We start from the raw sequence: 23731 nt of genomic DNA on the forward strand, positions 1-23731 counted from the left end.
TTATAGAGCTGCTCTTTTAGGAAAATTTAAGAATAAATTATCGATTCGCCTGAAAAGGGGGGGAGGTGGGGTCGATCAAGGCCTGATAAACCAGCGATTGAAATTTCTCGTCGATATCGCTAAAGCTATTGGGGTATTTCTGCGTCATCAGCAGAATAACCAGTTCCTCCTTGGGATCGGCCCAGTAATTGGTTCCCAGAATCCCGGACCAGCCAAACGTACCAACGGAGGCCGGTTGCAGGATGGCTGACAGTTCGGTGGCCAGCGAGAATCCGAGTCCAAATTTATAATTGGCCAGACTAATTCCTCCAATCTGGTTGCTGGTCATCATCCGCACCGAAGAAGGGCTTAGAATCTGCTTGCCGTTGTAGTTTCCGCCGTTGAGGAGCATTTGCAGGAAAATGGCGTAATCGAAAGCCGTGGAACACAGTCCGGAGCCGCCCGACAGAAAGGTGCCTGTGCTTTTATAGTAGTCGGGATTGCTGCCGCCACGCACGGGCATCCGACGGTAAGCGCGGGTGGAGTCTTCGGTATGTAGCACAGTCAGGCGCTCGGCTTTGTCGGCAGGCAGGTAAAAATAGGTGTCTTTCATGCCCAGCGGCTCAAAAAGGCGACTTTGCAGAAATTGATCCAGTTTTTGGCCCGAGATAATTTCAACCAGATAACCCAACACGTCTGTGCTGAGCCCATAAGTAAAGCGTTCGCCGGGCTGGTGGAGCAGCGGAAGCTGAGCCAGTGTTTTCACAACGCCCGCCATGTTGGCGTTAGGCGTACCGATGCCGTTGGGAACGCGGTATTTTGCGTAAATCGACAGGGCTTCCCGCGAACCAATTCCCGGAATCGGATAGCCGATGCCAGAAGTATGCGTCAATAGATGGCGAATGCTTATTTGAGCTTTGGCGGGAACCGTGGTAAACGTTGTATCTTTTGGGTTGAACCGGCCCAGTACTTTAGTAGTGCGAAACTCGGGAATGTAGCGCGAAATTGGGTCGTCGAGCAGCAGCTTGCCTTCTTCGTACAGCATCATGATGGCTACACTCGTAATTGCTTTTGTCTGCGAGGCAATCCGAAAGATGGCGTCACGCTTGAGTGGTTTGTTGGCTTGAGCGTCGTCCAGACCGATGCCTTTGTAGTAAACAATCTGGCCACGCCGGGCAATTAAAGCCACCGCCCCGGGAATTTGTTTTCTATCGGCGTATTCCTGCAGAAAGCGGTCAATGCGCTGGAGGCGGTCCGGGCTAAAACCCACCGTTTGTGGCGGGGCTTCAACGAGGGTGCCGCGCGCAGCAGGGGCGGCTGCCGGAGCAACGGCGGGTTTGGAAACCGTGACCTGGCTGGCTGGTGCTGGCCTGGTCTGAGCAAAAACGAATCCTGTTAGCAGGGAAAAATAAAGGGTAGGTACAAATTTGTGCATGGTCGAGCCTGATTAAAGCGACACAAATTAAGGGAAAGACGGGAATGAAAAAAGCCCCGGATTCGGGGCTTTGTCTTGGAGTGTCTATGATTTAATTCCGGCGGCTCATCTCGTCCCGAATTTTGGCAGCTTTTTCGTATTCTTCTTTAGCCAGCGCTTCGTCCAGCATTTTCTGCAATTCGTCGTGGGTCATGTCTTTCAACTGTTCCGACAACGAGCGGGTTGAGCGAATCGACTGCGAAACCAATTCTTCCGGGTCATCCACTTCATCAGCAGCACTGGCGGTAATTCCGGCTTCCGAAAGAATGGCTTCGTACGTATAAATTGGAACGCTAAATCGAATGCCAATGGCGATGGCATCTGAAGGCCGGGCGTCAACCACGGTTTCACGCGTTCCATCGGTGCAGACAATGCGCGCGAAGAAAATGCCTTCACGCAGGTCTGAAATAACGATTTCCCGCACGGTGAAACCAAATTTTTCAGCAAACGACTTAAACAAGTCGTGCGTCATCGGCCTATTGGGCACTATTTTTTCAATTTCGATGGCAATCGCTTGCGCTTCAAACATGCCGATGATGATGGGCAACCGGCGGTTACCATATTCTTCCCCTAATACTAACGCAAACGAACCCGATTGCGACTGACTGGGTGATAAACCTAATATTTCTAATTTGATCTTCTCCACGAGGCAAATTTAGTAAAGAGCAGGTAAGGTTTAACGTTTAAGGGCTTGAAGTTTAAGGTTTAAAGATAGATATATCCAGAAAACCCGCAAATTTATACTCCCTAACGACCCAAAATGGCGTTAAACCTTACCTAATTACCTTAAACCCCTTCTTTCACCGCTTTTGTCAATCGGGGTAGCACATCGAAAACATCGCCGACAATGCCGTAATCCGCCGATTTAAAGAACGGTGCTTCCGGGTCTTTGTTGATAACTACAATTACCTTAGAAGAGTTTACGCCGGCCAGATGTTGAATAGCTCCTGAAATGCCACAGGCAATGTAAAGATTAGGACTAACCTTAATGCCGGTTTGCCCCACGTGTTCGTGGTGCGGGCGCCAGTCGAGGTCCGAAACCGGCTTCGAGCAGGCCGTGGCCGCGCCAAGAGCTTGGGCCAAATCTTCGACAATGCCCCAGTTTTCTGGTCCTTTCAAACCGCGTCCGGCAGAAACCACTAGATCCGCTTCCGGCAGCAACACATCACCCGTGGCTTTTTCCACGTTGGTCACCTTAATGGTGCCAAAATCCGCTTCGTTCAGCGTAGGCTGGAATGTTTCGACCGGTGCCGTGGCGTCGCTTTCTTCGGGCGTGAGCGTATTTTTTTTGATCGCCAGAATTTTCTTGTCGGCGGTTAACTCCGTGTAGGCGAAAGCTTTACCCGTGTAAATGCTCCGCTTAACCCGGAAGCCATTCGACAGATCGGGCAAGTCGATCACATTGGCAGCTAAACCTGCTTTCAATTTTCCGGCCAGACGGGCGGCCATGGCGTCGCCCAATGAGGATTTGGCTAGAACGATCACCGTTGAACCTTCCTGATTGGCCGCTTCGGCCACGGCGCTGGCGTAGGCCACCGTGTTGCCTTCGTTGAGTTGGGCATTGCTGGCGTGAAGTACCTTCTGAGCGCCAAACCGACCCGCTTGCGCCAGGGCATCTTGGCTGGCTTCGCCAAGCGCAATGGCCGTAACGGATGTATTTAATTTTTCGGCCACTTTAGAGCCGTAATAGACTGCTTCGAGCGAGGAAGCTTTCAGCGTTCCTTCATCAAGTTCTACAAAAACTAAGACTGACATAGTTTTATTATTTTAAGGTTGTGTGGTGCCAGATGACTGGTCTGAACAATTCATGGCGAATGCAGACGCAAATCACAGCACTTTAGCTTCGGTCCGCAGTAGTTTAATGAGTGTTTCTGCTTCGTCGGCAGGAATCATTTTACAGGCTCCGCGCGGGGCAGGGAGTTCGTAGCTGGCTACCTGCGTAAGCTTGTCGGTACCTGTTGGCTCCACTACTTTCAGAGGCTTTGTCCGAGCGGACATGATGCCGCGCATGTTCGGGATTTTCCAGTCGGCAATGGGTTCCTGACAACCCAGCACCAGCGGCAGGTTGGCTTCCAGTTCTTCTTTTCCGCCTTCAATTTCGCGGGTAATCTGGGCAGTATTTCCGCTGATGGCCAGCTTCATAACGGGAGAAATGGACGGAATGCCGAGCATTTCGCCAACAATGCCGTGAACCTGACCGCCGTTGTAGTCAATCGTCTCGCGGCCCATCATGATTAGGTCGTACTGGTTTTCTTTGGCAATAGCGGCAATTTGTTCGGCAACAAAATACGCATCGGTGGGGTCGGCGTTGACGCGGATGGCGTCGTCGGCGCCGATAGCCAGGCATTTGCGGATAACAGGCTCAGCATCCGCTTCGCCTACGTTCAGAACGGTAACGGTGCCACCCGTCTGTTCTTTGAGTTCAACCGCCCGCGACAACGCATAGTCATCGTAAGGCCCCGTGATAAACTGAACGCCTGCTTTGTTTAATTTGGTATTATTGTCGGTGAACGTGATTTTAGTCGTCGTGTCGGGCACGCTCGTTACACATACTAAAATTTTCATGTTGTTTGTGGTTTAGTTGTCCTTATGATTCTGATCGCTATCCTTATTTATTAACTTGACGAAGAGCGAAGTCATCCTTCAGAACCGTTAAAGACAATTTTTCGCGGCTAAAATACAAAGTTACAAATAATCCGTATGCAAGCATACTAATTTTATTTTATGAATAACCAACGAATTCAGCAATTACTAGCGTTCGTTCAGGAAGAACCGGACGATCCTTTCAATGTTTACGCCCTGGCTATGGAATACCTGACTGCGCAACCGGGCCAGGCGTTGCATTATTTTGAACAATTGCTCGACAGACATCCGGACTATCTGCCCACGTACTACCACGCGGCGGCTCTCTACGCCGACCTGGATGACCGGCCTAAAGCCGATATTCTCTACCAGCGGGGCATAGAGTTGGCGCGTTCGGCGGGTAACCAGAAAACAGTTGATGAGCTGACCCGCGCGTACCGGATGTTTCAGGATGACGATCTTTGAGCTTATCCAAAACTCGGTTTTAAACCCATTTACTTACCAAACCTAATCGTTCATGAAACGCATTATCCCCTTACTAGTCTGTCTCTTTGTGTACTATGGAACTGCTTTTGCCCAATCGTTCAGTAAAACGCTGAAAGAAACACCAGGAATGGTTTCGTATACTTTTCGTAACCAGTTTGCTAAAGATGTACCCGGTACGCTCGACAAAATCAAAGCAATGGGCGTCACGAATATGGAAATGTCTAACCTGTTTGGAAAACAGGCGAGCGAAATCCGAACCTGGCTCGATGAGCGGGGAATGCGCTGCACCAGCTACGGCGTTAATTACGACGATCTGGCGAACAAGATGGAAACCGTGATTCAGAATGCCAAAGCGCTGGGCGCGAAGTACGTGCGGGTGGCCTGGATTCCGCACAAAGGCGCTATGGATCTGGCAGGTATTCAAAAAGCTGCCGCTGATTTCAACAAGTTTGGCGAGCAGCTGCACAACAGTGGCTTGACGTTTGTGTACCACAACCACGGATATGAGTTTCAGCCGCACGAGAAGGGTACCTTGTTTGATGTGTTGATGAAAGAAACCAAGCCGGAGTATGTAAGTTACGAAATGGATATTCTGTGGGTGTTTTTTCCGGGCCAGGATCCGGCGGCCCTGCTCAAAAAATATCCTAAGCGGTTTAAGCTGATGCACCTGAAAGACCTGAAAAAAGGCGTGGAGGGTAACCTTTCCGGCGGCACGCCCCCCGACAACGACGTTGCTCTAGGCACCGGGCAGATCAATCTGCCTGCCGTTTTGAAAGCAGCGCGGAAGTCTTCCATTGAATTTTTTTACATCGAAGATGAAAGTTCGTCTGCTGAGCAGCAGGTGCCGCAGAGTATTGCGTATCTAAAGACGATTTAGCTGTCTGGAAACTATGGTCTATCTATAGGGTGAGGCATCTGTAGGGTCTTGAAATGTTCTAAGAAAAAGTACAACTATATAGTTCACCGTTAGGTAAAAACAGGGGATTTAATGGAAAATTTAAACCTGCATATGTAATTGAATTTCAGTTACATATGCAGGTTTAACAGCTTTTGAGTGTTTCTAGCTCAACATTTTGATTGACAAATTGTTACTTATTGCATAAGATTGGTGAATAATTGCATCTTTCTGTCTATCAACACATAAAAAGCACCATTATGAGTAACACAATCTCTACCAAGCTCAAGAGGCTATCGTTCCACACTTTACTCTGGTGCGGAACCGTTTTCGCCGGGACGGCATATGGGCAGGATGCTCCGATTGTTCAGCCAGCAGTTCCGGGAGCAAGCGCATCTTTTAATAATGCGACAGTTGTTACAGCTCTTGTCCAAACAGCTATTAACACTCTACAAGGCCTTGGTATACCTATTCCTAATATTGACTTAAATCTTTCAAGTGCGCTCAACACAGGGAATATCACTAATTCAGATATAAGTGACGCCGCTGTTGTTAATGTGACATTAGGAGTAGGGATATCCGTAGATCTACCATTTCCATTACCAGATATAAACGCTCCCCTCACAGGGGCGGCAAATGTTTCGGTACGTTCAAATCTAGCTAGTCCTTTTCCGGCAAATGGGCAACAAGCCGGATACGTAGTTAGTACGAATACAAGCCTTGCTGATGTATCTGTATTAGGATCTCGCGTTCAGATTCGGACTTATTTGGGGGAAACTTTGCAGCAAACGTTTGGCAATGGAGGAAATTTATTATCCGCAGGTTTAATTGGTGGAGCAACTAATAAATACCGTTTGGCTATAACGCCAACTTTACCCTGGAATAGAATTGATATTACGTTTACGGCTGGAGCAACAATAGGCGTTGGTGCTGCTGAAAGTTACAATGTATACTACGCCTTTGCTTCAGCTTCGGCTCTTCCTGTTAACCTCAAGCAATTCGAGGCAAGAACTCGTGAAGGAAAAGTAGATTTGTTCTGGCAAACAGCAGACGAGAAGGGAAACAGTCACTTCGAAGTGCAGCACTCACAGGATGGCTTGTCGTTTGAGACTGTCGGTAGCGTAAAAGGAGCCGGAAACACGAGTGCTGCGGAATTGCGTAACTACAGCTTTATCCACGAAGCACCTAAAGGCATAACCAACTACTACCGCCTCAGACAATTCGATGTGGATGGTAAATATTCTCTAAGCCAAATACGCTCAGCTTATATCGATCCTGATCTGGCGGTTGAAGTCAACGTATTCCCCAATCCGTCATCTTCGGAACTTAATGTAAGAATTCTCCGTCGGCGCGATCTGAATTTGAAACAGGCTAATCTGCAATTAATAGACGGACAAGGCCGCATTGTACTGAGCCGCGATGTTAAACTGACGCAGGACCGCAACGAGGTTTCTATCGATGTGTCAACGCTTGCTGGCGGTCAATACTTTATTCGTCTGAACGAGACAGGCAACGTAAAAGTAAGCCCGGTTAAGGTTCTGGTCGGAAAGTAACGAAGTGAACTGGGTGCAACCCAACAAAAAAGCCGAGGCTACTAGTCTCGGCTTTTTTGTTGGGTTGTATTGATTAGCGAACGAGGAAAACTTGCCCCCGGTAAACGACATTTTTGTCGCTATCCCGAATCAGGTACGGGTAACCACCTGCGGGCGCTGGCTGGCCTTCGTAGGTGCCATCCCAGGGCGTTTGGTACCCTTGCGATAGATAGACAAGTGAACCCCAGCGGTTGTAAATCAGGACCTCATACGTTGGATTAGCCGTCATGTTTTCAATCATCCACGTGTCATTGACGCCATCCGCATTAGGGCTGAAAGCATCGGGAATAAACAACATACTGCTCAGCTCAACAGTGACCAGCGCCGAAGCCTGGCACCCCTCGGGCGTTGTAGCAACTACTTGATAGGTAGTCGTTTCGGTCGGTAACGCTTTCGGATTCTGCTGATTTGGATTGTCCAGACCAGTTGGCGGCGACCACGTATAAGTAACCGGCGTAGGGGTAGCTGAAGCTTCTAAAGTAACGCTTCGTCCACTGCCTTGCAAAATGCGGTAGTGCGTCTTGGCCTGCAACTGGGGAGGAGCCAGTACTTCGACTCGTTTAGTGATACTAGCGGAGCAGTTGCCCACCGCTGCCGTTTTGTACGTAACCGTATGAATCCCAACACCAGCTTTCTTGGGGTCAAATTGAGCACCATCGATGCCCATACCCGTGTAGATGCCACCTCCCGGTGCTGCTGCCAGAGCAAAGGCAGGCGCCTCCAGACAGATCGGATTGATCGAATCCCACCGAATGGTCGGAGCCGCCGTTTGGCTCACAATCGCCACGGTAGACAGGTTGGTGCAGCCAACGGCATCGGTCACCCGAACCTGGTAAATCCCCGCCTGCGTCGTGTTCAAGTTGGCGTCTTTGGCCGTGAGGATATTTCCATTAAAATACCAAATATAGGAAACGCCACCGGTCCCTTTGGCTTCAAGAGTAGCCGTTTCGCCAGCGCAGACCGACAGCGAATTGGGCGTTAAGGTGACAGTTGGTAAAGGCTTCACCTCAACGCGCTGGGAGGCGGTGCCTTTACAGCTACTGGCCTGAGAATTAACACTCACGGCATAAACGCCCTGCTCTTTAACCGATACAGAGCCCGTATTGGCATTGGCCATCGCAACCCCGTCTTTGGTCCATTCGTATTGGTAGCCATTTCCCAGCGTTGTCGAAAGCGTGACACTGTTGCCAGCGCAAATGGTGCCGGACGGAGCCGCGGTGATGCTTGCGTCGGGACTGGGCAATACCGTAACCGTGACCTTTTCGGAGACCGTATCGCGTCCGCAGGTGCGGGCGGCACTTTTCCGAACCGTATAGACTCCGGCTTCAGAAGTGACCAGATAAGGTTTGGTTTCATTGGGAATATTGATGCCATCCCGTTGCCACTGCAAATTCCAGTCGGCGGCACTTTCGGTATGCAACGTATCCTTCATGCCCTGGCAAAATTGCATCTGACTCACTTTCTGACCTTTGTTGGAAACAACGGCGGGCGGTGGGTTCGTTAATGGGCAATCCACTACGGGTAATTGGAAATCCAGGCGAACGGCACCAATGCGTTGGCCATTCCGGTATTCTTCGCACAAAATGGTAAACAAAAATAAGCCCTGCTGATTGGCCGTGACGCTTATTTGACCCGTCTGCTGATTGATCGTGAGTGCGGGATTGCCGGGAATAATCTGTTGCAGGGAATAACCCGTACCCCACTGAACCAGTGGATAAGACGTGTAGGAAAGCGACTGGCCATTTACCTGCCGATCACTAGTATAACCGCGCATGGGCGTAACCAGCGAGTACCGGAGCTCATCCCCATCGGCATCGGTAGCCTGCATGGGCATGGTAAAGGGCTTGTTGATGCAAATGTATTCGCCGTTGGGGATGATGTAGGACGGCGTGGAATTAAGACGGAAATTGCCGTTTACGTTCATCGGCGGAAATTCCAGGTAAAAAACCATGCCTACGTTAACCGGATTGGCAATGTTGGAGACATTATTATTCCGACAGCAGCGTTCCCAAACGATGTAGTAGCCCTGTGGATCGTTGTAGGTACGCCAGTCGAAGGTGCGGGTTGCCGAGTAGCGGGCTTGCGTGGTACGCAGGGAGAGAGTCTGCGCGCAGGCCGTATTGCCATAACTAACTCCCGTTTTTGCCAGCAAGGGTAAGGTGATCGTCTCAACTAAGACATTTCCATTTTTGCTATAAATCAGGAGGGTAGCGTTGGGGTCCTGGGAGCCTGCCTCCGTAGTTTGATCATCCCAATACTGGTAAAGGTTGAGGGTAAAGCGGCCTTGCACACTGGGATCAGCGATCATGCTGATGCTCCCGCCAATGATGTGTCTGGCAAAAGCAGGCCAGGAAGAGAAGGTAAGAAAAAGCAGAAATAAAGTTGCTTTACCCGACCAGGCCACTTTTTTGGTCGGGTTTATGTGCTTAGAAGGCGGAAGCGATTGATGGTCGGAGAAAAGAAATAGCATCGTCAACTAGTAGAGTAAAAAGCATATCTAAAGCATTTGAATTTGCAATATGGTAACTTTAAGTTAAATATAAACGAAATACTTCACAACCGGCCCACTAGCCTTTTTATCAGCGCAGTTAGCTTTGGTTCGGCCACAGCGGCAGCGGCCAGAATTTTGGGCAAGCTTGCTTTTTCCAGCGTTTCAGGAATACATAGGTCCGTAATGACGGAACAGCCAAATACCTGCATGCCCATCTGGTGCGCAGTGATTACTTCCGGGACGGTAGACATTCCCACCGCATCGGCTCCCCACTGGCGAAGGAGTCGGTATTCTGACCGGGTTTCCAACTGCGGGCCGGTAACACTAACGTAAACACCTTGCTGAAGCGGTAACGCAAGTTCGTCGGCAATGGTGAGCGCTTTTTCGATGAGGTCGGGGCTGTATGGATCGCTCATGTCGGGGAAACGGTCGCCAAATTCGGCGGGAAGCTGGCCTCGCAGCGGGTTTTCTGGCAGCAGCAAACTAATGTGATCGTTGATAATCATCAGGTCGCTAACGGAAAAAGCCGGATTCAACCCCCCGGCGGCATTCGATACGAGCAGCGTCTGAATACCCAGCCACTTCATAACCCGAACCGGAAACGTAACCTGCTGCATGGAATAACCTTCGTAATAATGAAAACGCCCCTGCATAATGAGGACAGATTTACCGGCAAGCGTTCCCAAAATCAAACGACCGGAATGCGATTCAACCGTTGATACCGGAAAATGCGGAATGGTTTCGTAGGGAATTTCAACCTCAATAGTAACCTCATTGACCAAAGCGCCTAAACCCGTGCCGAGAATAATACCGACGGTGGGCAATGGCGTATTAAAAGCCCGAATAAATTGAGCGACTTCCTGTATTTGTTTGAGCATAAAGTAAGTACGAACCTACGTCCGTTATAAGTTGAACAGAAACGTTGACTACGAAGCGTTACAGCCCAATTTGCTGACCCGCGACATAACCCGTTGTCCAGGCATTCTGAAAGTTGAAACCGCCCGTAATGCCATCCACGTCCAGCACTTCGCCCGCGAAAAAAAGCCCTTTGTGCTGCCGACTTTCTAGCGTTTCGGGGTGAATGGCGGAAAGAGCGACCCCCCCACAAGTTACAAACTCTTCTTTAAAGGTGCTTTTGCCAGATACCTGAAATGAGCTATTGGTTAATAGATTAATCAAACGGTTCTGCACTTTGGCCGGAAACTCGCCCCACCGGACACCTTCGTCAATGCCTGCTTCGGTAGCCAGAGCCGTCCAGAGCCGGTTGGGCAGGCTAAAAAGGGCTTGTGAGGCGACTTGTTTTTTGGGGTGCGCCTGCCGAAACGCCTGAATCTGCTCGCGAATTTGGGTTTCATTCAGCAAAGGAATCCAGTTGATGCGGCACTCAAACTTATACTGACAGTTGGCCAGCTCACGGGCGGCCCAGGCCGACAGCTTCAAAACGGCAGGCCCGCTAAAGCCCCAGTGCGTCACCAGGACAGGCCCCCGGTATTCGTGTTTGAAGGTCGGAATCTTCACCAGCGCATCTGAGACGGAAACCCCCGCCAGCGCCAGCAGCGGATTGCCCGGCGTATTAAACGTAAACAGGGAAGGAACCGGAGCCATCAGCGTTTCTGCGTGATCAAGGCCAGGAATCCAGCGGTAAGAGGGCGTTTGTGGGTAGCCGCCCACGGCCAGTAGTAACCGGTCGGCCTGCAAAACCGAACCCGTGTTGGAACCATCATTAAACAAGACGAGCTCCCAGCCGTTTTCAGTGGGAGTGAGGGACGCAACCCCGCAGCGCGTACGAATGGAAATGCCCAGCCGTTCGGTTTCGCGCAACAGGCAGTTAATGATGGTTTCGGAAGAATCCGTGACCGGAAACATCCGTCCGTCGGCTTCGGTTTTTAGAGGCACGCCGCGTTTTTCAAACCACGCGACGGTGGCTGAGGCGTCGAAGCGTTTGAGCAGGGGCCGTAGAAAAGACTCGCCGCGTGGGTAGTTTTTAACCAATTTTCGGTGATCGAAGCACGCGTGGGTTACATTGCAACGGCCACCTCCCGAAATACGGACTTTGTTTAGTACCGAATTGTTTTTTTCAAGAATGGTTACCGTGGCGTTCGGGAATGTTTCGGCGGCGGCAATGGCACCGAAAAAACCGGCTGCTCCACCACCAATGACAACTATTTTCAGACCTGACATAGTAGGCCAACAGCGCAAAACCGTTCATTAGTTCGTAATATTCCTGTAGTTTTGTCCGCATTATGTTCTTCAATTCTTTTTTTCGATCAAATCGCAAATATTCACGCCGGGGATCATTCCGGAATGGTTATTCCCGGAATGGGTTACGGCTCCGGGGCAATACGATTATATTGCTGCTGATTTTCTTTATGATTGGTCTTTTTCTGCATTACGGCGGAAAAACCAAACCCGTCGTGGCTTTCTGGAACGACCTGAAAGGGCTGGTTGGCATTCGAACGTCGCCAGCCGATCGGACCGCAGATAACCCCTACAAGGCACCGGAGCCCGATGAAGACGTTGCTACTGCCGACAACTCGGAATCCACGGCTGGCGAGGCTTCGGCCAATAAACGCGCCAAAGGAAAGAAAAGAACAAAGACGCCGCCCGGCCCGCGGTTTGCCTTTGAGAAAGAGGTTGATTTCATTCTTCCCGCCTTTAAGTCATCCGATGAGATTATTCGGCACGAAGGCTACACGCTACGCTTTCAGGAAGCGTATAAACAGGCCGATTGGGTAGCCTATCCTTTGTTGGAAAACGAGCTTTTTGGCGATGCTGATCGGAAAAACGAGCAATTTCGGCCCGATCCGCTCGTGGCAGGCGGCACCGCTTTGCCGTCTGATTACACGCGTTCGGGGTACGACCGGGGTCACCTGGCCCCCGCAGGCGACTTCAAATTTTCGCAGCGGCTGATGAGAGAGTCTTTTTTTATGAGCAACATCAGCCCGCAGGTTCCAGAATTCAACCGGGGCATCTGGCAACAACTGGAAGACCAGGTTCGGACTTGGGCGGTGCGTGATAAAGGGCTTTACGTCGTGACGGGACCCGTCTTGAAGCGCGGTTTACCGACCATTGGTACGAAAAACCAGGTGGCGGTGCCGGGTCATTTTTATAAGGTAATTCTTTACTGCAACAATCCAGATATCCGTATGATCGCGCTTCTTTTGCCCAACAAAGGTTCGGAAAGTTCATTGAAGCAATTTGTGGTCACCGTCGATGAGGTGGAGCGCATGACCGGCATTGATTTCTTCCCCAAAATTCCCGACGATCTGGAAAAAAAGCTGGAAAGTGCCCGGCCAAGGGAGGTTGTCAGCCAGTGGTTTAGTCTGTAAGTATTACCCAAAATAAAACACGAAAAGGCTCAGCCTGAAGCGCAAAAAAATCCTTTGTGCCAGGTCTGAGCCTTGTTGGTTAAATGAACTTACTTAGTTACGTTTAGCCGTTGAGCCGCTGTTTTCCAACTCGTTCAGCCAGTTCTGCGCAAAAGCGCGGGCAGCCATCACGGGTTCTTTTCCCAGGCGGTACAGAAATTTCCAATCTCTGCCCTTATTCTTGTAGACCGGATTCACAAATTCTTTCTTGTAACCCATCGGCACTACTTTGGCCTCAAAATCAACCGTGCTGCTCAGGGCAATAAAGTCGCGGAGACGTTGTTTAACTACGGGCTTCACCTCCGAGTGCGCCTTGAGTTCGGCTAGCTGCTGCTTGCGTTTTTCGGACTGCTGCCGGGCGTTGGCCAGTTCCTGCTCGTTTTCAGCCATGAGCTGGCTGGCCTGCTGGTTGATGGTGGCGAGATACTGCTTTTTGAACTGCGCCGGATTGGTTTTGGCCAGGGCAAGTTGTTTTTTCAGGCTATTAATTTCTTGCGCTTTGGCGGTCCGTTCTTCACCCGTCAGGCTGGCCAGTTCCTGTTCCGTAGCCTGGAGCTGGGCACTAAGCGCCATCGCCAGCATTTCCGGGGAGAGTTGGGCCATCGCCTGATTGGTTGCCGCTACGCTTTGCTGGAGGCTATTCTGGTAGGTTTTTCTCAATGCTTCTTCCGACTGCCCCTGCGCCCGAAGCCGGTCGTAATCACTCTCGGAATCAACCGGGTATTTTGACTTCATCCATTCGCGGTAAGCTTGCTGACATTCGGCAGACTCAACGAACATGCGTACAACCTTGCCCAGTGCCTGAACGGCGGCGGCCCGTGAGCCTTCGGGGATTTGCCGGGCCATCTGGCGCATGGTACTGGTCGTCCGAAAGTTCCAGTAATCCGTATGCTTTAGGTTAGCTATGATTTGTTCTTTCGTACTGGCAGGATTCATGCCTAAATCAGCCAGGATGTCGGCGGGGCGGAAGGCTTCGAAAAGTACGCCGCTAACGCCCGCCAAAAGAATAAAAACAAACGTTCTCGTCTTTTTCATGATCAAAACTTTGCGGTGATCCCTAAACGCAGGGCGGCAACCCCATAACCTACTTCGGCGAAAGCACCTAATTTTTCGGAGAACAGATACCGGGAACCAATGTAACCAGCGAAGAACAGGCCGTTGCCGTAGGAGTTAACGTAGTCATAACCACGGCCGTGGGTGTCTTTGTAGCGGGCTGTCCGGAAGCCGAGTGAAAGGCCCACGTATGGATCAAATTTGCTATCAACATTCAATAATTCGCCGAGGTGGTAGGAGCCACGAGCACCGAAATACATGAATGTATACCGTCCATAATCGTATCCAGAGCTGGCGAAGTCAAAAGAGCCACCGACAGAAATATTATCCTGTATGTCAACTTCAAACGAAGCGCCAATTGGGATGCCGGCATAGACGTAAGAGCCAAGACCGAGTCCTGCGTTCAGATACGCGTTGCGTGAACTGCTGGCGCGAGGCGAAGATTGTTTGGCGTAGGCTGTTTTGCCAACCGGCGTACTCGTTTTATCGGCTACCGGTTTGGTTTCTGCCGCTGGTGAGGTGGTTTCCGCTGGGGTACTTTCCGCGACGGGCTTGGTTGCGGGAGCAGGCTTGGCGGCAGTTGCGGGCCTGGTTACTGTTGGTTTAGCAGCGGTCGATTTGGTAGTGAGTTTGCTAGACGCGACGGCGGAACTTTGTGGTTTGGCCTTGGCGGTCGCTGGCTTGGCAACGGGTTTCTGCTGGGCTTTGGCTGGCATCACGAGCAAGGCAATGATCCAGACGAACAGAGTAACTAAAACGAGCTTTTTCATGGTGTTTTTCGCCGAAGCGATTCAGTAGATTTGTTGTTGTTTCGTTGACAAACCTAGCACCTTGCGGGTCGCATGACAATTAAGTCCTGCATGATTTGCTCATATTGCTGTGGCAATTGTGGCTAATCCATGCCTGAATTGTAGTTTTAATAGGAAGCAACTCAACAGCAAATGCCTATCAGTGCAGCGAAAAAGCGATTTGCTTCCGGTATTAACGTTGGATTTAGAGCTAGACCGCAAAAGATAATAGGCGGAAAGAAGGACTTCCTGAGGAGGAGAAGAAAGTCGGTGCCATCGATTAAGCGTTCATAAGGAGCATGTCGCCTAGAAGCATGATACCGAACAGTAGATTTCGTATACTTATAATCATATTTTATTGTACTTTAGGGTTAAGGCATTGGCAGCTAGGCAGTTATTTTATAATATTCGAAAGACTTACTCGTAACGATACTGACCTATGTCCTTAAAATGTCCTGCCTGCCATTTTAGCACAGTGGAGCGGATCCCGAGACCGTTTCTCTTGAAGCAATTGCTTCCTTTTTTGCCGGTAAGGCGCTTTCAGTGTTGGAGTTGCTCCAGAAAATTCTATCTCTTTAATTCACTCAGCGAATGAAAAAACAATTCACAGTTTTCGTTTTTTTGGTAGTCTGGTTCCTGGCTGCTAATTTCTTGATGGAAATTGACTTTTGGAAGCCTTATCTGCACCGCATCGTCATTGCGCTGGTGTCGATCATAGCAGGCATGAGTGTAAGCGCTACAATAGCGATTTTGACCTTGAGTTTAACGGACCGCGTGTTGGATAAAGTGCAAACGATAGGGGCGGATGCCAATCCTACCATGGTGCCTCCCATTAAAAACTAGGTAATTCTGATTTACTTAAGGGGTAGAATCGAAGGGCCAAGCTGACAGGTTGATACCTGGAAAGCGGGCTTGAAATTAGTTTTGTTGTTTCATACAGGTTTCTGAATCCTGTCAAAGGCTTACTAAAACCTCATCTTGGGCGCTTGTCGTCAACAAGTGCGGTACGTTGTAATGGTCTGTAAATAACACCCGGCTGTGTTGGGCAAGCGCCGGAATATCCGTAAATAACCATTTTCTAGCGGTCTGGGACAGAATAAACAAACCAAAATCGTCGCCAATGGCGTTGAAGTCTTCTTTGGGCAATGTCTTATCAAATTGTTCCAGGTTATATGCCGTTGTTAACTGCCGGGATAGGCTGGGTACATCATCGGTTACCAAACCCACTTCACTAATGCCCTGGATGGGGGAGAAAAGAGCGCCCGCATAGGCCGCGTCCCGCCGCTCAATCAATTCGACCACATTATCGTTCGGGTCCTGAAAGTAGCAGGCACGCGCCTTCCAGTCGGGGAAATGGGCGATAGGCTCTCCAGGTTGACCTGCATCCAAGAAGGAAAGCGGCAGCCGGTTAACAAGCTGATCAAGGGTTCCTGGCTGAACATTAAATGCAAAATGGTAGGACGCGACGGGCTGATCAGTCAGGCGGAACAGCAGCGAACTCCAGCCAACCTGAAACAAATACGAATCAGCCCGGCGGGCTAGCAGCGGCAGACCAAGCTTGCCCGCGTAAAAGTCCTGCGTGCTGTTCAGATCATTGGTCAATAATTCGAACTGGATAATTTTCATGGAATGTGGTGTGGATTAGACGACTGATTTTAAGCTACTAAAAATAAATGATGCGTTAAAGCGGTCGTCAATAAACTGCACAAAGATGGCGAACAAGCCCATGAAAAAGGGTGTCATTTGGTGCCGGAAAAGAATCTGAAAACGCCAGAATCTGACCGATAAATCAAAACAGCATTGCTATTGAATGATGGAAATATCTTTAGTGGTGTCGAGAAGACCTGTCCATTTTCCAGTTCTAGACTAATTTCTACGGCGAAGTTGGCATTGGGTGCGGGACAGTTGTAATCATCGCCTGGAAGGCAACCCGGCAGAAGAAAAGAGCCGAAGCCGAGATGAAAAGATGAGGAGCAGGACGCGTTTGAACATAGTAAAATGGGTCTACTCGTAAGCAGACCCATTTTACTAAAATTGATTGTAGATACGCCCGAAATTAGGCGTTGTTACTTGACCTTTTTACCCGTTCTCAAGTTTTCTGCTTCTTCTTTTTTGCCGCCGGGAACAGGATATTGTTCAAAATGAGCCGGTAGCCCGCTGAGTTTGGGTGCAGGGCGAGATCGGTTGGCTCTTCATTGATTTCATGGCGATAGTCTTCGGGATCGTGGCCACCGTAGAACGTAAAAAATCCTTTTCCGTAAGGGCTGTGAATATACCGCGCTTCGTTGGCTGCCTTACTTTCAGCTAAAACGATCACTTCCGGTTTGATCAGATTCTTTTTGAAAGCGGTGGTCTGGCCCATAAACCCCTTAATGATGTTGGCGTGGTTCTGGGTCAGCATGGTCGGGATAGGGTCCCATTTGGCCGAGAACTGAAACAACGTAAAATAGTCGTTTTGCTCGGTAAGGCCGCGCTCGTCGGGCTGATTGTCAATGTTGGAAAACTCAACCAGGTAGGGGTTAGTATATACCTGAAAATTACGGAAGGCCATCGTCTGATTAAAATCCAGCTTGCTGTTGGCAGCCGGGTCTGCCGCGTCGCCGTCATAAATGGATTCGGCAATGTCGGTAGCATGCGACGCCAGGGCAATGTCGTAGGTATCCGTGGCGTTACACATGGCAAACATATAACCGCCTCCCAGGCAATACTCCCGAATTTTCTTAGCAACGGATAGCTTTAGTTGCGAGACTTTCGTCAGGCCATGTTTCCGGGCAATCTGCTCGGCTTCCCGCTTTTGGGCCACGTACCAGGGCATGTCGCGGAATTGGTAAAACTTTCCGAACTGGCCGGTAAAATCTTCGTGGTGCAAGTGCAGCCAGTCGTACTGAGCCAGCTTGCCCTCCATAATTTCATCGTCATAAACGATATCGTAAGGAATTTCGGCGTAGGTCATCACGAGCGTTACCGCGTCGTCCCAGGGCTGTTTGGTTTTTGGCGAATAAACGGCAACTTTCGGGACTTTCTGTAATTTTACGGCATCCATGTTCGCGTCGGGGGAAGCAATCTGGGCCAGAATCTGGGACCCTTGTGCGTCCGAGATTACTTCATAACTGATGCCCCGAATTACCATCTCATTGATAAACTTCTGATTGACAGGCATCATAAAGCTCCCGCCCCGGTAGTTAAGTAACCAGTCGATTTCGATTTCGAAGTCTTTCAGAACCCAGTAAGCAATCCCGTAGGCCTTAAGGTGATTCTTCTGCGATTCGTCCATGGGAACCAGAATTTTTGACGCAAAGGCCGGGGCCGTAAGCAGCAAAAAAAGTATAAGTGGTAGCAGCAACCGTTTCATCGGTATCTGATTTAAATTTGTACCGTATTAGATTTGTAATCTTCGTTTCTAACGAATATAAGTTCAATTATATTCAATTGTTTTAGAAAGGAGGAACGAATACCGGGAGTAAGGACTTTGGGGAGGAAAGGTTAAAGGTATAGAATTTTACCGGAATCCCCTAACCGATTAGTTTTGTCTAGCTTCAATTTGTTTCTTGCCGTCATTAATTCATTGCCGCTATGGATTTACTCGAAAATATCCGGGAAGGGCTTCGGTCAATTGCCTCGAATCGCCTGCGAACGATTCTGACTTCGGCCATCATCGCCATTGGGATTACCTCACTGGTGGGGATCCTGACGGCCATTGATGGGCTGCAAAGCTCGGTGGACGATAGCTTTTCCGGGCTGGGAGCTAACACGTTTAGCATCACGCAACCTCGTTTGTACCGCCGCTCCGGTGGACGAACCGAGAAGCAGTCGCCGCCCATTGATTACCACCAGGCCATGGCCTTTAAGCAGCGGTTCGGGGATGGCTACGGCGCGCTGGTTTCCGTTTCGGCGGCAGTGACGGGAGCCGGTCAGGTAAAGTACGCCTCTAAAAAAACCAATCCAAACGTTCAGGTGGTGGGCGTAGAAGATAATTATCTGGGCGTCAAAGCGTATAAATTGCAGTTAGGACGTAATTTCTCGCCCAATGATCTGGAAAACGCGCTGAATGTGGTCATCATCGGGAATGAACTGGTTGGCAAATTATTCGAGCGAAACGCCAATCCGTTGAACAAGGAAATCTCAGTATTGGGTGGGAAATACAAAGTAATTGGCGTACTAGAGAAAAAAGGCGGTTTTTCGGGAGGTGGTGACGACCGGCTGGTGTTGCTGCCGCTGGAAAATGCCCGCGCCCTGGCCGCAGGCCGGACCCTGACCTTTGACATTACCGGCTCCGTGCCTAGTCTGGAAGACCAGGAAACAGCCATGGGCGAGGGGCGGGGCATGATGCGGCAAATTCGCCGTGATCCTTTGGGAAAACCAGATTCCTTTGCCATCGAACGGGCCGATGAACTGGCCAAAGACTTTGGCGACATTACAGGCTACCTGCGTATTGGAGGATTTGGCATTGGGTTCATCACACTGCTGGGAGCCTCCATTGCGCTGATGAACATCATGATGGTATCCGTTACAGAACGAACGCGGGAAATCGGGATTCGTAAGTCGCTGGGAGCCACGCCGCAGCGGATCCGGGAGCAATTCCTGATTGAAGCCATCGTCATTTGTATTATGGGAGGCATCGGCGGTATTGTGCTGGGCCTGGGCATTGGCAACCTGATTTCATCCATCATCATGCAGGGAAAAGGAGGGTTTATTGTGCCCTGGTTCTGGATGGCTGTAGGTATTGTTGTTTGCGTTGTAGTGGGGCTGTTTTCGGGAATTTATCCAGCTTTCAAAGCTTCCAAGCTAGATCCTATAGAAGCCTTACGCTATGAGTAACGATGGGAGCCAGAAGCAGCGCGCCAAACCAAAAAGGAGACAAAAGAAAAGGTAACTATTTTAGCGCATTTGCTGATAGGGAAAGGTTAAAATTCGTTTTAACCTTTTTTTATTCTGAACAACAGCTTAATTACTAACATTTTTGCAGGCTTGGAGTTCTTTGCTTATGAAGCACCTGTTTCCCTGCATAGGTTTATTTTTGTTAATTATTTCTTCCTTTTCGTCCGTTGCCCAAGTAAACGTGACCTGGCGCCAGTGGCCTGCCCAAAAGCAACTTTATCCCAGGGATGCCCAAAACAAAGCGGAGGTTCCCGTGGCGGGTCAGTTCCAGTCAGCGACTTATTCCACGGCTTCGCTGCTTATTTATCAAAATGGGAGGCTATGGAAAAACGTTCGGGGGGCAACCGTTAGAAATGGCAACCAGGCTCAGTTTGCGTTTAACCCAACCATCGAGGCAGGCCTAAACGAATATAGTTTTCGCTTGTATGCCGTAGCTGGTCGGGATTCGCTGCTGGTTGCTTCGCGGGACAGCATTCTGTGCGGGGACGTTTTTTTGTTGGCTGGCCAGTCAAACATTGCTGTATTTTACCCCGAAAATTACAGCTATACCAACAAATTCCTGCGCACTTTTGGCAGCTACGGAACCGAATCACCCGGCGATACGCTCTGGCGGGTTTCCAATAGCATGAGCGGGCAGGCTGGGCTGGTGGGCACAGAGATTCAGCGCATTATTCTCGAAACGTATCAAATGCCAACCTGCATCCTCAACGGAGCCATGGGAGGAACGGGCATCTGGGCAAACATAGCCCGTAACAAAAACAACCCTACCGATCTGTCAACGATTTACGGAAGGCTGCTGTACCGGGCGCGAAAGGCAGGGGTTGCGGACAAAATAAAGGCTATTGCGTGGTGGCAGGGGGAAAACGAAGCCGGGGGAGGGAGTGCCATCGATTACGACAAAGGAATCGATACGTTGTTTGCGAACTGGAAAGCCGACTACAAGAATGTCAAGAAAATCTATGTTTCCCAACTGAACCTGCTGGCCGATCCAAACGCCAGGGCTGGTTGGGTACGGGATCTTCAACGGCGGATGGCCTACCTGTATCCAAACACGGAAGCCATCGCGACGGTGGGCTTGCCTGTCTATGATGGGGTTCACTACCAACATGCTGGCTACAAGCAATTTGCGGTAGAGTTGTCCCGGCTTTTAGGGCGGGATTTTTACGGTTCTACCGATACTACGGAAATTTCGTCGCCAGCCATCCAACGCGCGTATTACCTGACTCCCGATCAGCAGGAGGTAGTCTTGGAGTTTGATCCTTCCGCAAAAATGGTCTGGACGCAGGATACGGCGCTGGTTAATAATTCATTCAATGGTCCGGGTAATTACATCCTGGATTTACGGACTTTTCTCTACTTTGACTACGATGTAAGCCGCCAGCAGGATCGGCTGGTTGATAGTGGCCGGGCCGATGGAAATCGAATTGTCCTGAAGCTGAATCAAAAGATTAAAGCCCAAACGATCACGTATCTGCCGGACTTTTTTGGCAGCAGCGTCACGCCTTATTACAACGGACCCGTACTCAAAAACTCCCGGGGTATGCGGGCACTGACCTTTTATAAATACCCCATTGCTGCCGCCACGCCGCCCCCGCTGAACCTGATAGCCGAGGCTATATCGGATACACAAATCAACCTGAACTGGGATCAGGGCGCTGCCGAAGGCAATGCATACAGCATCGAACGGTCGGCAAATACGCCAGACAATTTTAAGGAAATTGCCCAGGTAAATGCGCGAACCTTTGCTTACTCAGACCGGATTGTACCCGGAAATAGCCAGCGGTTTTACTACCGGGTAGCTTCCGTGAACGCCAAAGCCGAGTCGCCGTTCTCAAACCTGGCGGAAGTGACCCCCTTGGTGCTGGGTATAGAGCCGGTTTCAGTGCAAAATTTGAGGGTTTACCCGATTCCTACCCGATCTTCTCTCCAGTGCGACATACCGGAAAAACACCAGTTCCAGAAACTTCAGGTATCCGTTGTGGATTTAACGGGACGCACCTTGCTTCGGCAGACAATGTCCGGGGGCCGTTCCATCAATCTGGAGGTCGGGTCAGTCCCGCCGGGCGTCTATTCGCTTCGGTTGAGCTGGGAAGATGAAACCCTGGTCAGGAAAATTGTCATTCAATAAAGGATAGATAATGAATTAAAAAAGAGCCCCGTTGATAGCAGGGCTCTTTTCGTTATAAAGTCTGTTCCTCTTATTGCTTGAGGCCGTATTGCTTCATCATTTCTTCCACGGCTTTCTGCCGCTCCGCCGGTGACATATTTTTCATTTTTTCGGGATCGTATGACATGCCTTTTTTAAAATCTTTGGGAATCTCAAACTGCGAGGCTGGGATGGCTTTCGTGTCGTAGCGAACCAGATCCATAACCATGCCTCCTGGCGCGGCGTTGTTCTGCATCCGAACAAAAAAGCCCTCAGCATCATTCTTTTTCAATTCGCTGTACATGTTATCTACGCCAAAGTTTTTGCTGGAACTCCAGTAAGAAATCAGTTTTTCGTAGCCTGGAATTTCCTTGGTCGTCCAGACTTCCACATTTCCTTTATCGGTGGTAACCACGGCGTGCGTGCAGTTCATGTTTTGGATTTTTTCTTTACCGAGTACTTTAACGGTTATTTTCCCAGGATTGGTTTTAGAGGCGGTGTTGGTCGCGTTTTCGGTGTACGTTTTTGTCGCCTCATTCAGGAGATATACCGTGTTGGGCTTGCTCGTCAGGAGAAGCATCGTTTGCTTGATCGGCTTGGGGGCGCCCGGAAGGGGAATACTCATTTCCGTGCGAACGTTACCGTTGGAGAAGTACATCACACTGCTTGAATTTATGTTTTGGTTACCGCTCTTCATGCTGATTTTATACTCAACAGACCCTTGCTGGGCCTGCACGAAAGGAGCCAGCAAGAGAGCGATCAGGAGGAATGAAATTTTTTTCATGGTTAATGAGGGGTTATCAACAGGCAATTTACAAATAAAGTTAGTGAACAGGTATTCTCTACGCTTATTGCTCATTCTGAATTATCATAGTTTGTTTTCAACCCTTTCCGAGGCTCGGGCGTTTACCTTTACGGTCGAATGATTCACCTGATTAAAAAAGTTTCTGGCGGGGCGGCCATGCCTATACGCAAGCAGAACTTACTCAAAAAATGATAACAACAGATATGTGCATTATCGGCGCGGGCCCAGTGGGTTTGTTTGCCGTTTTCGAAGCAGGACTCTTGAAAATGCGTTGCCATTTAATTGATGCGCTGCCGCAGGTGGGTGGGCAACTCTCCGAGATTTATCCGCAAAAGCCGATTTACGATATTCCTGGCTATCCAGAAGTAAAAGCGCAGGAGCTGGTTGATAATCTGATGGAACAAATCAACCCGTTTCACCCTACGTTTACGCTGGGAGAACGCGTGGAAAGCCTCGACCGCCAGGCCGATGGCTCGCTGATCGTCAAAACCAACGAAGGAACAGCGGTGCATTGCCAGGTGGTGGTTATTGCCGGCGGACTCGGTTGCTTCGAACCACGGAAACCGGAGATTGAAAACCTGGAAGCGTTTGAAGGCAAAGGCGTTGCCTACATGGTGAAGAACCCGGAAAGCCTCCGTGGTCGCCGGGTAGTGCTGGCTGGCGGCGGCGACTCAGCCCTTGACTGGACCGTTTTTCTGGCCAATATTGCCCAAGAAGTAACACTCGTGCACCGGGGCGATTCATTCCGGGGAGCGCCCGACTCGGCGGAGAAAGTGTTTGAACTGGCGAAGCAGGGACGAATCAGGCTAATTCTACAGTCGAATATCACCAAAATTGATGGAACAGGGCATTTGCAGGAAGTGACGATTACGGCAAAAGACAAATCCGTAACGCAATTGGAAGCCGATAACCTGATTCCGCTTTTTGGACTAACGCCTAAACTGGGTCCCATTGCCGATTGGGGTTTGCAGATCGACAAATCCGCCATCAACGTCAATACAACGGATTATTCCACCAATGTGGAACGGATTTATGCCATTGGGGATATCAACACCTATCCGGGCAAGCTGAAACTGATTTTGTGCGGTTTTCACGAAGCGGCGCTCATGTGCCAGAGTGCGTTTAAGTTTGTTTACCCCAATCAGAAATTGAGTTTTAAATACACCACCGTTAACGGCATTCCCACTTTTTAA

Annotated in this window: 20 protein-coding genes; 8 read left to right on the forward strand and 12 right to left on the reverse strand. The window is 49.9% G+C overall.

From position 1 onward, the window contains the following. Positions 1 to 37: 37 nt before the first annotated feature. The 4 genes from L0Y31_RS14055 to L0Y31_RS14070 all read right to left on the reverse strand — a co-directional run bounded on the left by L0Y31_RS14055 (position 38) and on the right by L0Y31_RS14070 (position 4018). Positions 38 to 1414 carry a serine hydrolase domain-containing protein gene (locus tag L0Y31_RS14055; protein WP_234733708.1) on the reverse strand — a complete coding sequence of 459 codons (1377 nt, stop codon included), beginning with the start codon at positions 1412 to 1414 and terminating at the stop codon, positions 38 to 40. Between the two features lie 91 nt (positions 1415 to 1505). After that, entirely contained in the window at positions 1506 to 2099 is a 594-nt protein-coding gene (locus tag L0Y31_RS14060; protein ID WP_234733709.1) for a bifunctional nuclease family protein, read from the reverse strand. A 140-nt stretch (positions 2100 to 2239) separates the two neighbouring features. Next, complete coding sequence (locus tag L0Y31_RS14065; RefSeq protein WP_234733710.1) at positions 2240 to 3208, reverse strand: electron transfer flavoprotein subunit alpha/FixB family protein; 969 nt, start codon at positions 3206 to 3208, stop codon at positions 2240 to 2242. A 72-nt stretch (positions 3209 to 3280) separates the two neighbouring features. Then, entirely contained in the window at positions 3281 to 4018 is a 738-nt protein-coding gene (locus L0Y31_RS14070; RefSeq protein WP_234733711.1) for an electron transfer flavoprotein subunit beta/FixA family protein, read from the reverse strand. Between the two features lie 159 nt (positions 4019 to 4177). Here L0Y31_RS14070 and L0Y31_RS14075 point away from each other — a divergent pair, with 159 nt between their 5' ends. From L0Y31_RS14075 to L0Y31_RS14085, 3 genes are all read left to right on the forward strand, one after another. Continuing rightward, complete coding sequence (locus tag L0Y31_RS14075; protein WP_234733712.1) at positions 4178 to 4501, forward strand: tetratricopeptide repeat protein; 324 nt, start codon at positions 4178 to 4180, stop codon at positions 4499 to 4501. A gap of 52 nt (positions 4502 to 4553) precedes the next feature. Further along, on the forward strand, positions 4554 to 5399 hold the full coding sequence (locus L0Y31_RS14080; protein WP_234733713.1) for a sugar phosphate isomerase/epimerase family protein: 846 nt from the start codon (positions 4554 to 4556) through the stop codon (positions 5397 to 5399). A gap of 278 nt (positions 5400 to 5677) precedes the next feature. Beyond that, positions 5678 to 6970 carry a T9SS type A sorting domain-containing protein gene (locus tag L0Y31_RS14085; RefSeq protein ID WP_234733714.1) on the forward strand — a complete coding sequence of 431 codons (1293 nt, stop codon included), beginning with the start codon at positions 5678 to 5680 and terminating at the stop codon, positions 6968 to 6970. 73 nt (positions 6971 to 7043) lie between these two features. On the opposite strand, the gene L0Y31_RS14090 is transcribed toward L0Y31_RS14085, so the two are convergent. The 3 genes from L0Y31_RS14090 to L0Y31_RS14100 all read right to left on the reverse strand — a co-directional run bounded on the left by L0Y31_RS14090 (position 7044) and on the right by L0Y31_RS14100 (position 11681). Then, the gene (locus L0Y31_RS14090) at positions 7044 to 9479 is read right to left on the reverse strand and encodes a gliding motility-associated C-terminal domain-containing protein (protein WP_234733715.1); all 2436 of its coding nucleotides are present in this window, start codon (positions 9477 to 9479) and stop codon (positions 7044 to 7046) included. Between the two features lie 83 nt (positions 9480 to 9562). Further along, positions 9563 to 10378, reverse strand: coding sequence for a purine-nucleoside phosphorylase (locus L0Y31_RS14095; RefSeq protein ID WP_234733716.1), 816 nt, complete (start codon positions 10376 to 10378; stop codon positions 9563 to 9565). A gap of 58 nt (positions 10379 to 10436) precedes the next feature. Further along, entirely contained in the window at positions 10437 to 11681 is a 1245-nt protein-coding gene (locus L0Y31_RS14100; RefSeq protein ID WP_234733717.1) for a BaiN/RdsA family NAD(P)/FAD-dependent oxidoreductase, read from the reverse strand. 62 nt (positions 11682 to 11743) lie between these two features. On the opposite strand from L0Y31_RS14100, the gene L0Y31_RS14105 reads away from it, so the two are divergent. Next, positions 11744 to 12829 carry a DNA/RNA non-specific endonuclease gene (locus tag L0Y31_RS14105; protein ID WP_234733718.1) on the forward strand — a complete coding sequence of 362 codons (1086 nt, stop codon included), beginning with the start codon at positions 11744 to 11746 and terminating at the stop codon, positions 12827 to 12829. Positions 12830 to 12922: 93 nt separating this feature from the next. On the opposite strand, the gene L0Y31_RS14110 is transcribed toward L0Y31_RS14105, so the two are convergent. Both L0Y31_RS14110 and L0Y31_RS14115 read right to left on the reverse strand, forming a co-directional pair. Continuing rightward, positions 12923 to 13903 (reverse strand): hypothetical protein, encoded by a 981-nt coding sequence (locus tag L0Y31_RS14110; RefSeq protein WP_234733719.1) that lies wholly within the window; start codon positions 13901 to 13903, stop codon positions 12923 to 12925. Positions 13904 to 13905: 2 nt separating this feature from the next. Continuing rightward, on the reverse strand, positions 13906 to 14691 hold the full coding sequence (locus L0Y31_RS14115) for a hypothetical protein (RefSeq protein ID WP_234733720.1): 786 nt from the start codon (positions 14689 to 14691) through the stop codon (positions 13906 to 13908). A gap of 609 nt (positions 14692 to 15300) precedes the next feature. On the opposite strand from L0Y31_RS14115, the gene L0Y31_RS14120 reads away from it, so the two are divergent. Next, complete coding sequence (locus L0Y31_RS14120; protein WP_234733721.1) at positions 15301 to 15552, forward strand: hypothetical protein; 252 nt, start codon at positions 15301 to 15303, stop codon at positions 15550 to 15552. 111 nt (positions 15553 to 15663) lie between these two features. Here the strand turns inward: L0Y31_RS14120 and L0Y31_RS14125 are convergent, their stop codons facing one another. Together L0Y31_RS14125 and L0Y31_RS14130 are read right to left on the reverse strand one after the other, a co-directional pair. After that, positions 15664 to 16335, reverse strand: coding sequence for a hypothetical protein (locus L0Y31_RS14125; protein ID WP_234733722.1), 672 nt, complete (start codon positions 16333 to 16335; stop codon positions 15664 to 15666). A 463-nt stretch (positions 16336 to 16798) separates the two neighbouring features. Beyond that, positions 16799 to 18061: an asparagine synthetase B gene (locus L0Y31_RS14130; RefSeq protein WP_234733723.1), complete on the reverse strand. Its 1263-nt coding sequence runs from the start codon at positions 18059 to 18061 to the stop codon at positions 16799 to 16801. 221 nt (positions 18062 to 18282) lie between these two features. On the opposite strand from L0Y31_RS14130, the gene L0Y31_RS14135 reads away from it, so the two are divergent. Next, positions 18283 to 19527 carry an ABC transporter permease gene (locus L0Y31_RS14135; protein ID WP_234733724.1) on the forward strand — a complete coding sequence of 415 codons (1245 nt, stop codon included), beginning with the start codon at positions 18283 to 18285 and terminating at the stop codon, positions 19525 to 19527. A gap of 166 nt (positions 19528 to 19693) precedes the next feature. Then, positions 19694 to 21715 (forward strand): sialate O-acetylesterase, encoded by a 2022-nt coding sequence (locus tag L0Y31_RS14140; RefSeq protein ID WP_234733725.1) that lies wholly within the window; start codon positions 19694 to 19696, stop codon positions 21713 to 21715. A gap of 70 nt (positions 21716 to 21785) precedes the next feature. On the opposite strand, the gene L0Y31_RS14145 is transcribed toward L0Y31_RS14140, so the two are convergent. Continuing rightward, the gene (locus L0Y31_RS14145) at positions 21786 to 22517 is read right to left on the reverse strand and encodes a DUF4412 domain-containing protein (protein ID WP_234733726.1); all 732 of its coding nucleotides are present in this window, start codon (positions 22515 to 22517) and stop codon (positions 21786 to 21788) included. 209 nt (positions 22518 to 22726) lie between these two features. Here L0Y31_RS14145 and L0Y31_RS14150 point away from each other — a divergent pair, with 209 nt between their 5' ends. After that, on the forward strand, positions 22727 to 23731 hold the full coding sequence (locus L0Y31_RS14150) for an NAD(P)/FAD-dependent oxidoreductase (protein WP_234733727.1): 1005 nt from the start codon (positions 22727 to 22729) through the stop codon (positions 23729 to 23731).

It is taken from the genome of Tellurirhabdus bombi (assembly GCF_021484805.1).
In the GTDB taxonomy this organism is placed as follows: Bacteria; Bacteroidota; Bacteroidia; order Cytophagales; family Spirosomataceae; genus Tellurirhabdus; species Tellurirhabdus bombi.

What these genes read in the sequence shown, in the direction of transcription:
- L0Y31_RS14055 (WP_234733708.1), bottom strand. Translation starts at nt 1,414, where the DNA reads ATGCACAAATTTGTACCTACCCTTTATTTTTCCCTGCTAACAGGATTC.
- L0Y31_RS14065 (WP_234733710.1), bottom strand. Translation starts at nt 3,208, where the DNA reads ATGTCAGTCTTAGTTTTTGTAGAACTTGATGAAGGAACGCTGAAAGCT.
- L0Y31_RS14070 (WP_234733711.1), bottom strand. Translation starts at nt 4,018, where the DNA reads ATGAAAATTTTAGTATGTGTAACGAGCGTGCCCGACACGACGACTAAA.
- L0Y31_RS14075 (WP_234733712.1), top strand. Translation starts at nt 4,178, where the DNA reads ATGAATAACCAACGAATTCAGCAATTACTAGCGTTCGTTCAGGAAGAA.
- L0Y31_RS14080 (WP_234733713.1), top strand. Translation starts at nt 4,554, where the DNA reads ATGAAACGCATTATCCCCTTACTAGTCTGTCTCTTTGTGTACTATGGA.
- L0Y31_RS14085 (WP_234733714.1), top strand. Translation starts at nt 5,678, where the DNA reads ATGAGTAACACAATCTCTACCAAGCTCAAGAGGCTATCGTTCCACACT.
- L0Y31_RS14090 (WP_234733715.1), bottom strand. Translation starts at nt 9,479, where the DNA reads ATGCTATTTCTTTTCTCCGACCATCAATCGCTTCCGCCTTCTAAGCAC.
- L0Y31_RS14095 (WP_234733716.1), bottom strand. Translation starts at nt 10,378, where the DNA reads ATGCTCAAACAAATACAGGAAGTCGCTCAATTTATTCGGGCTTTTAAT.
- L0Y31_RS14100 (WP_234733717.1), bottom strand. Translation starts at nt 11,681, where the DNA reads ATGTCAGGTCTGAAAATAGTTGTCATTGGTGGTGGAGCAGCCGGTTTT.
- L0Y31_RS14105 (WP_234733718.1), top strand. Translation starts at nt 11,744, where the DNA reads ATGTTCTTCAATTCTTTTTTTCGATCAAATCGCAAATATTCACGCCGG.
- L0Y31_RS14110 (WP_234733719.1), bottom strand. Translation starts at nt 13,903, where the DNA reads ATGAAAAAGACGAGAACGTTTGTTTTTATTCTTTTGGCGGGCGTTAGC.
- L0Y31_RS14115 (WP_234733720.1), bottom strand. Translation starts at nt 14,691, where the DNA reads ATGAAAAAGCTCGTTTTAGTTACTCTGTTCGTCTGGATCATTGCCTTG.
- L0Y31_RS14120 (WP_234733721.1), top strand. Translation starts at nt 15,301, where the DNA reads ATGAAAAAACAATTCACAGTTTTCGTTTTTTTGGTAGTCTGGTTCCTG.
- L0Y31_RS14125 (WP_234733722.1), bottom strand. Translation starts at nt 16,335, where the DNA reads ATGAAAATTATCCAGTTCGAATTATTGACCAATGATCTGAACAGCACG.
- L0Y31_RS14130 (WP_234733723.1), bottom strand. Translation starts at nt 18,061, where the DNA reads ATGAAACGGTTGCTGCTACCACTTATACTTTTTTTGCTGCTTACGGCC.
- L0Y31_RS14135 (WP_234733724.1), top strand. Translation starts at nt 18,283, where the DNA reads ATGGATTTACTCGAAAATATCCGGGAAGGGCTTCGGTCAATTGCCTCG.
- L0Y31_RS14140 (WP_234733725.1), top strand. Translation starts at nt 19,694, where the DNA reads ATGAAGCACCTGTTTCCCTGCATAGGTTTATTTTTGTTAATTATTTCT.
- L0Y31_RS14145 (WP_234733726.1), bottom strand. Translation starts at nt 22,517, where the DNA reads ATGAAAAAAATTTCATTCCTCCTGATCGCTCTCTTGCTGGCTCCTTTC.
- L0Y31_RS14150 (WP_234733727.1), top strand. Translation starts at nt 22,727, where the DNA reads ATGATAACAACAGATATGTGCATTATCGGCGCGGGCCCAGTGGGTTTG.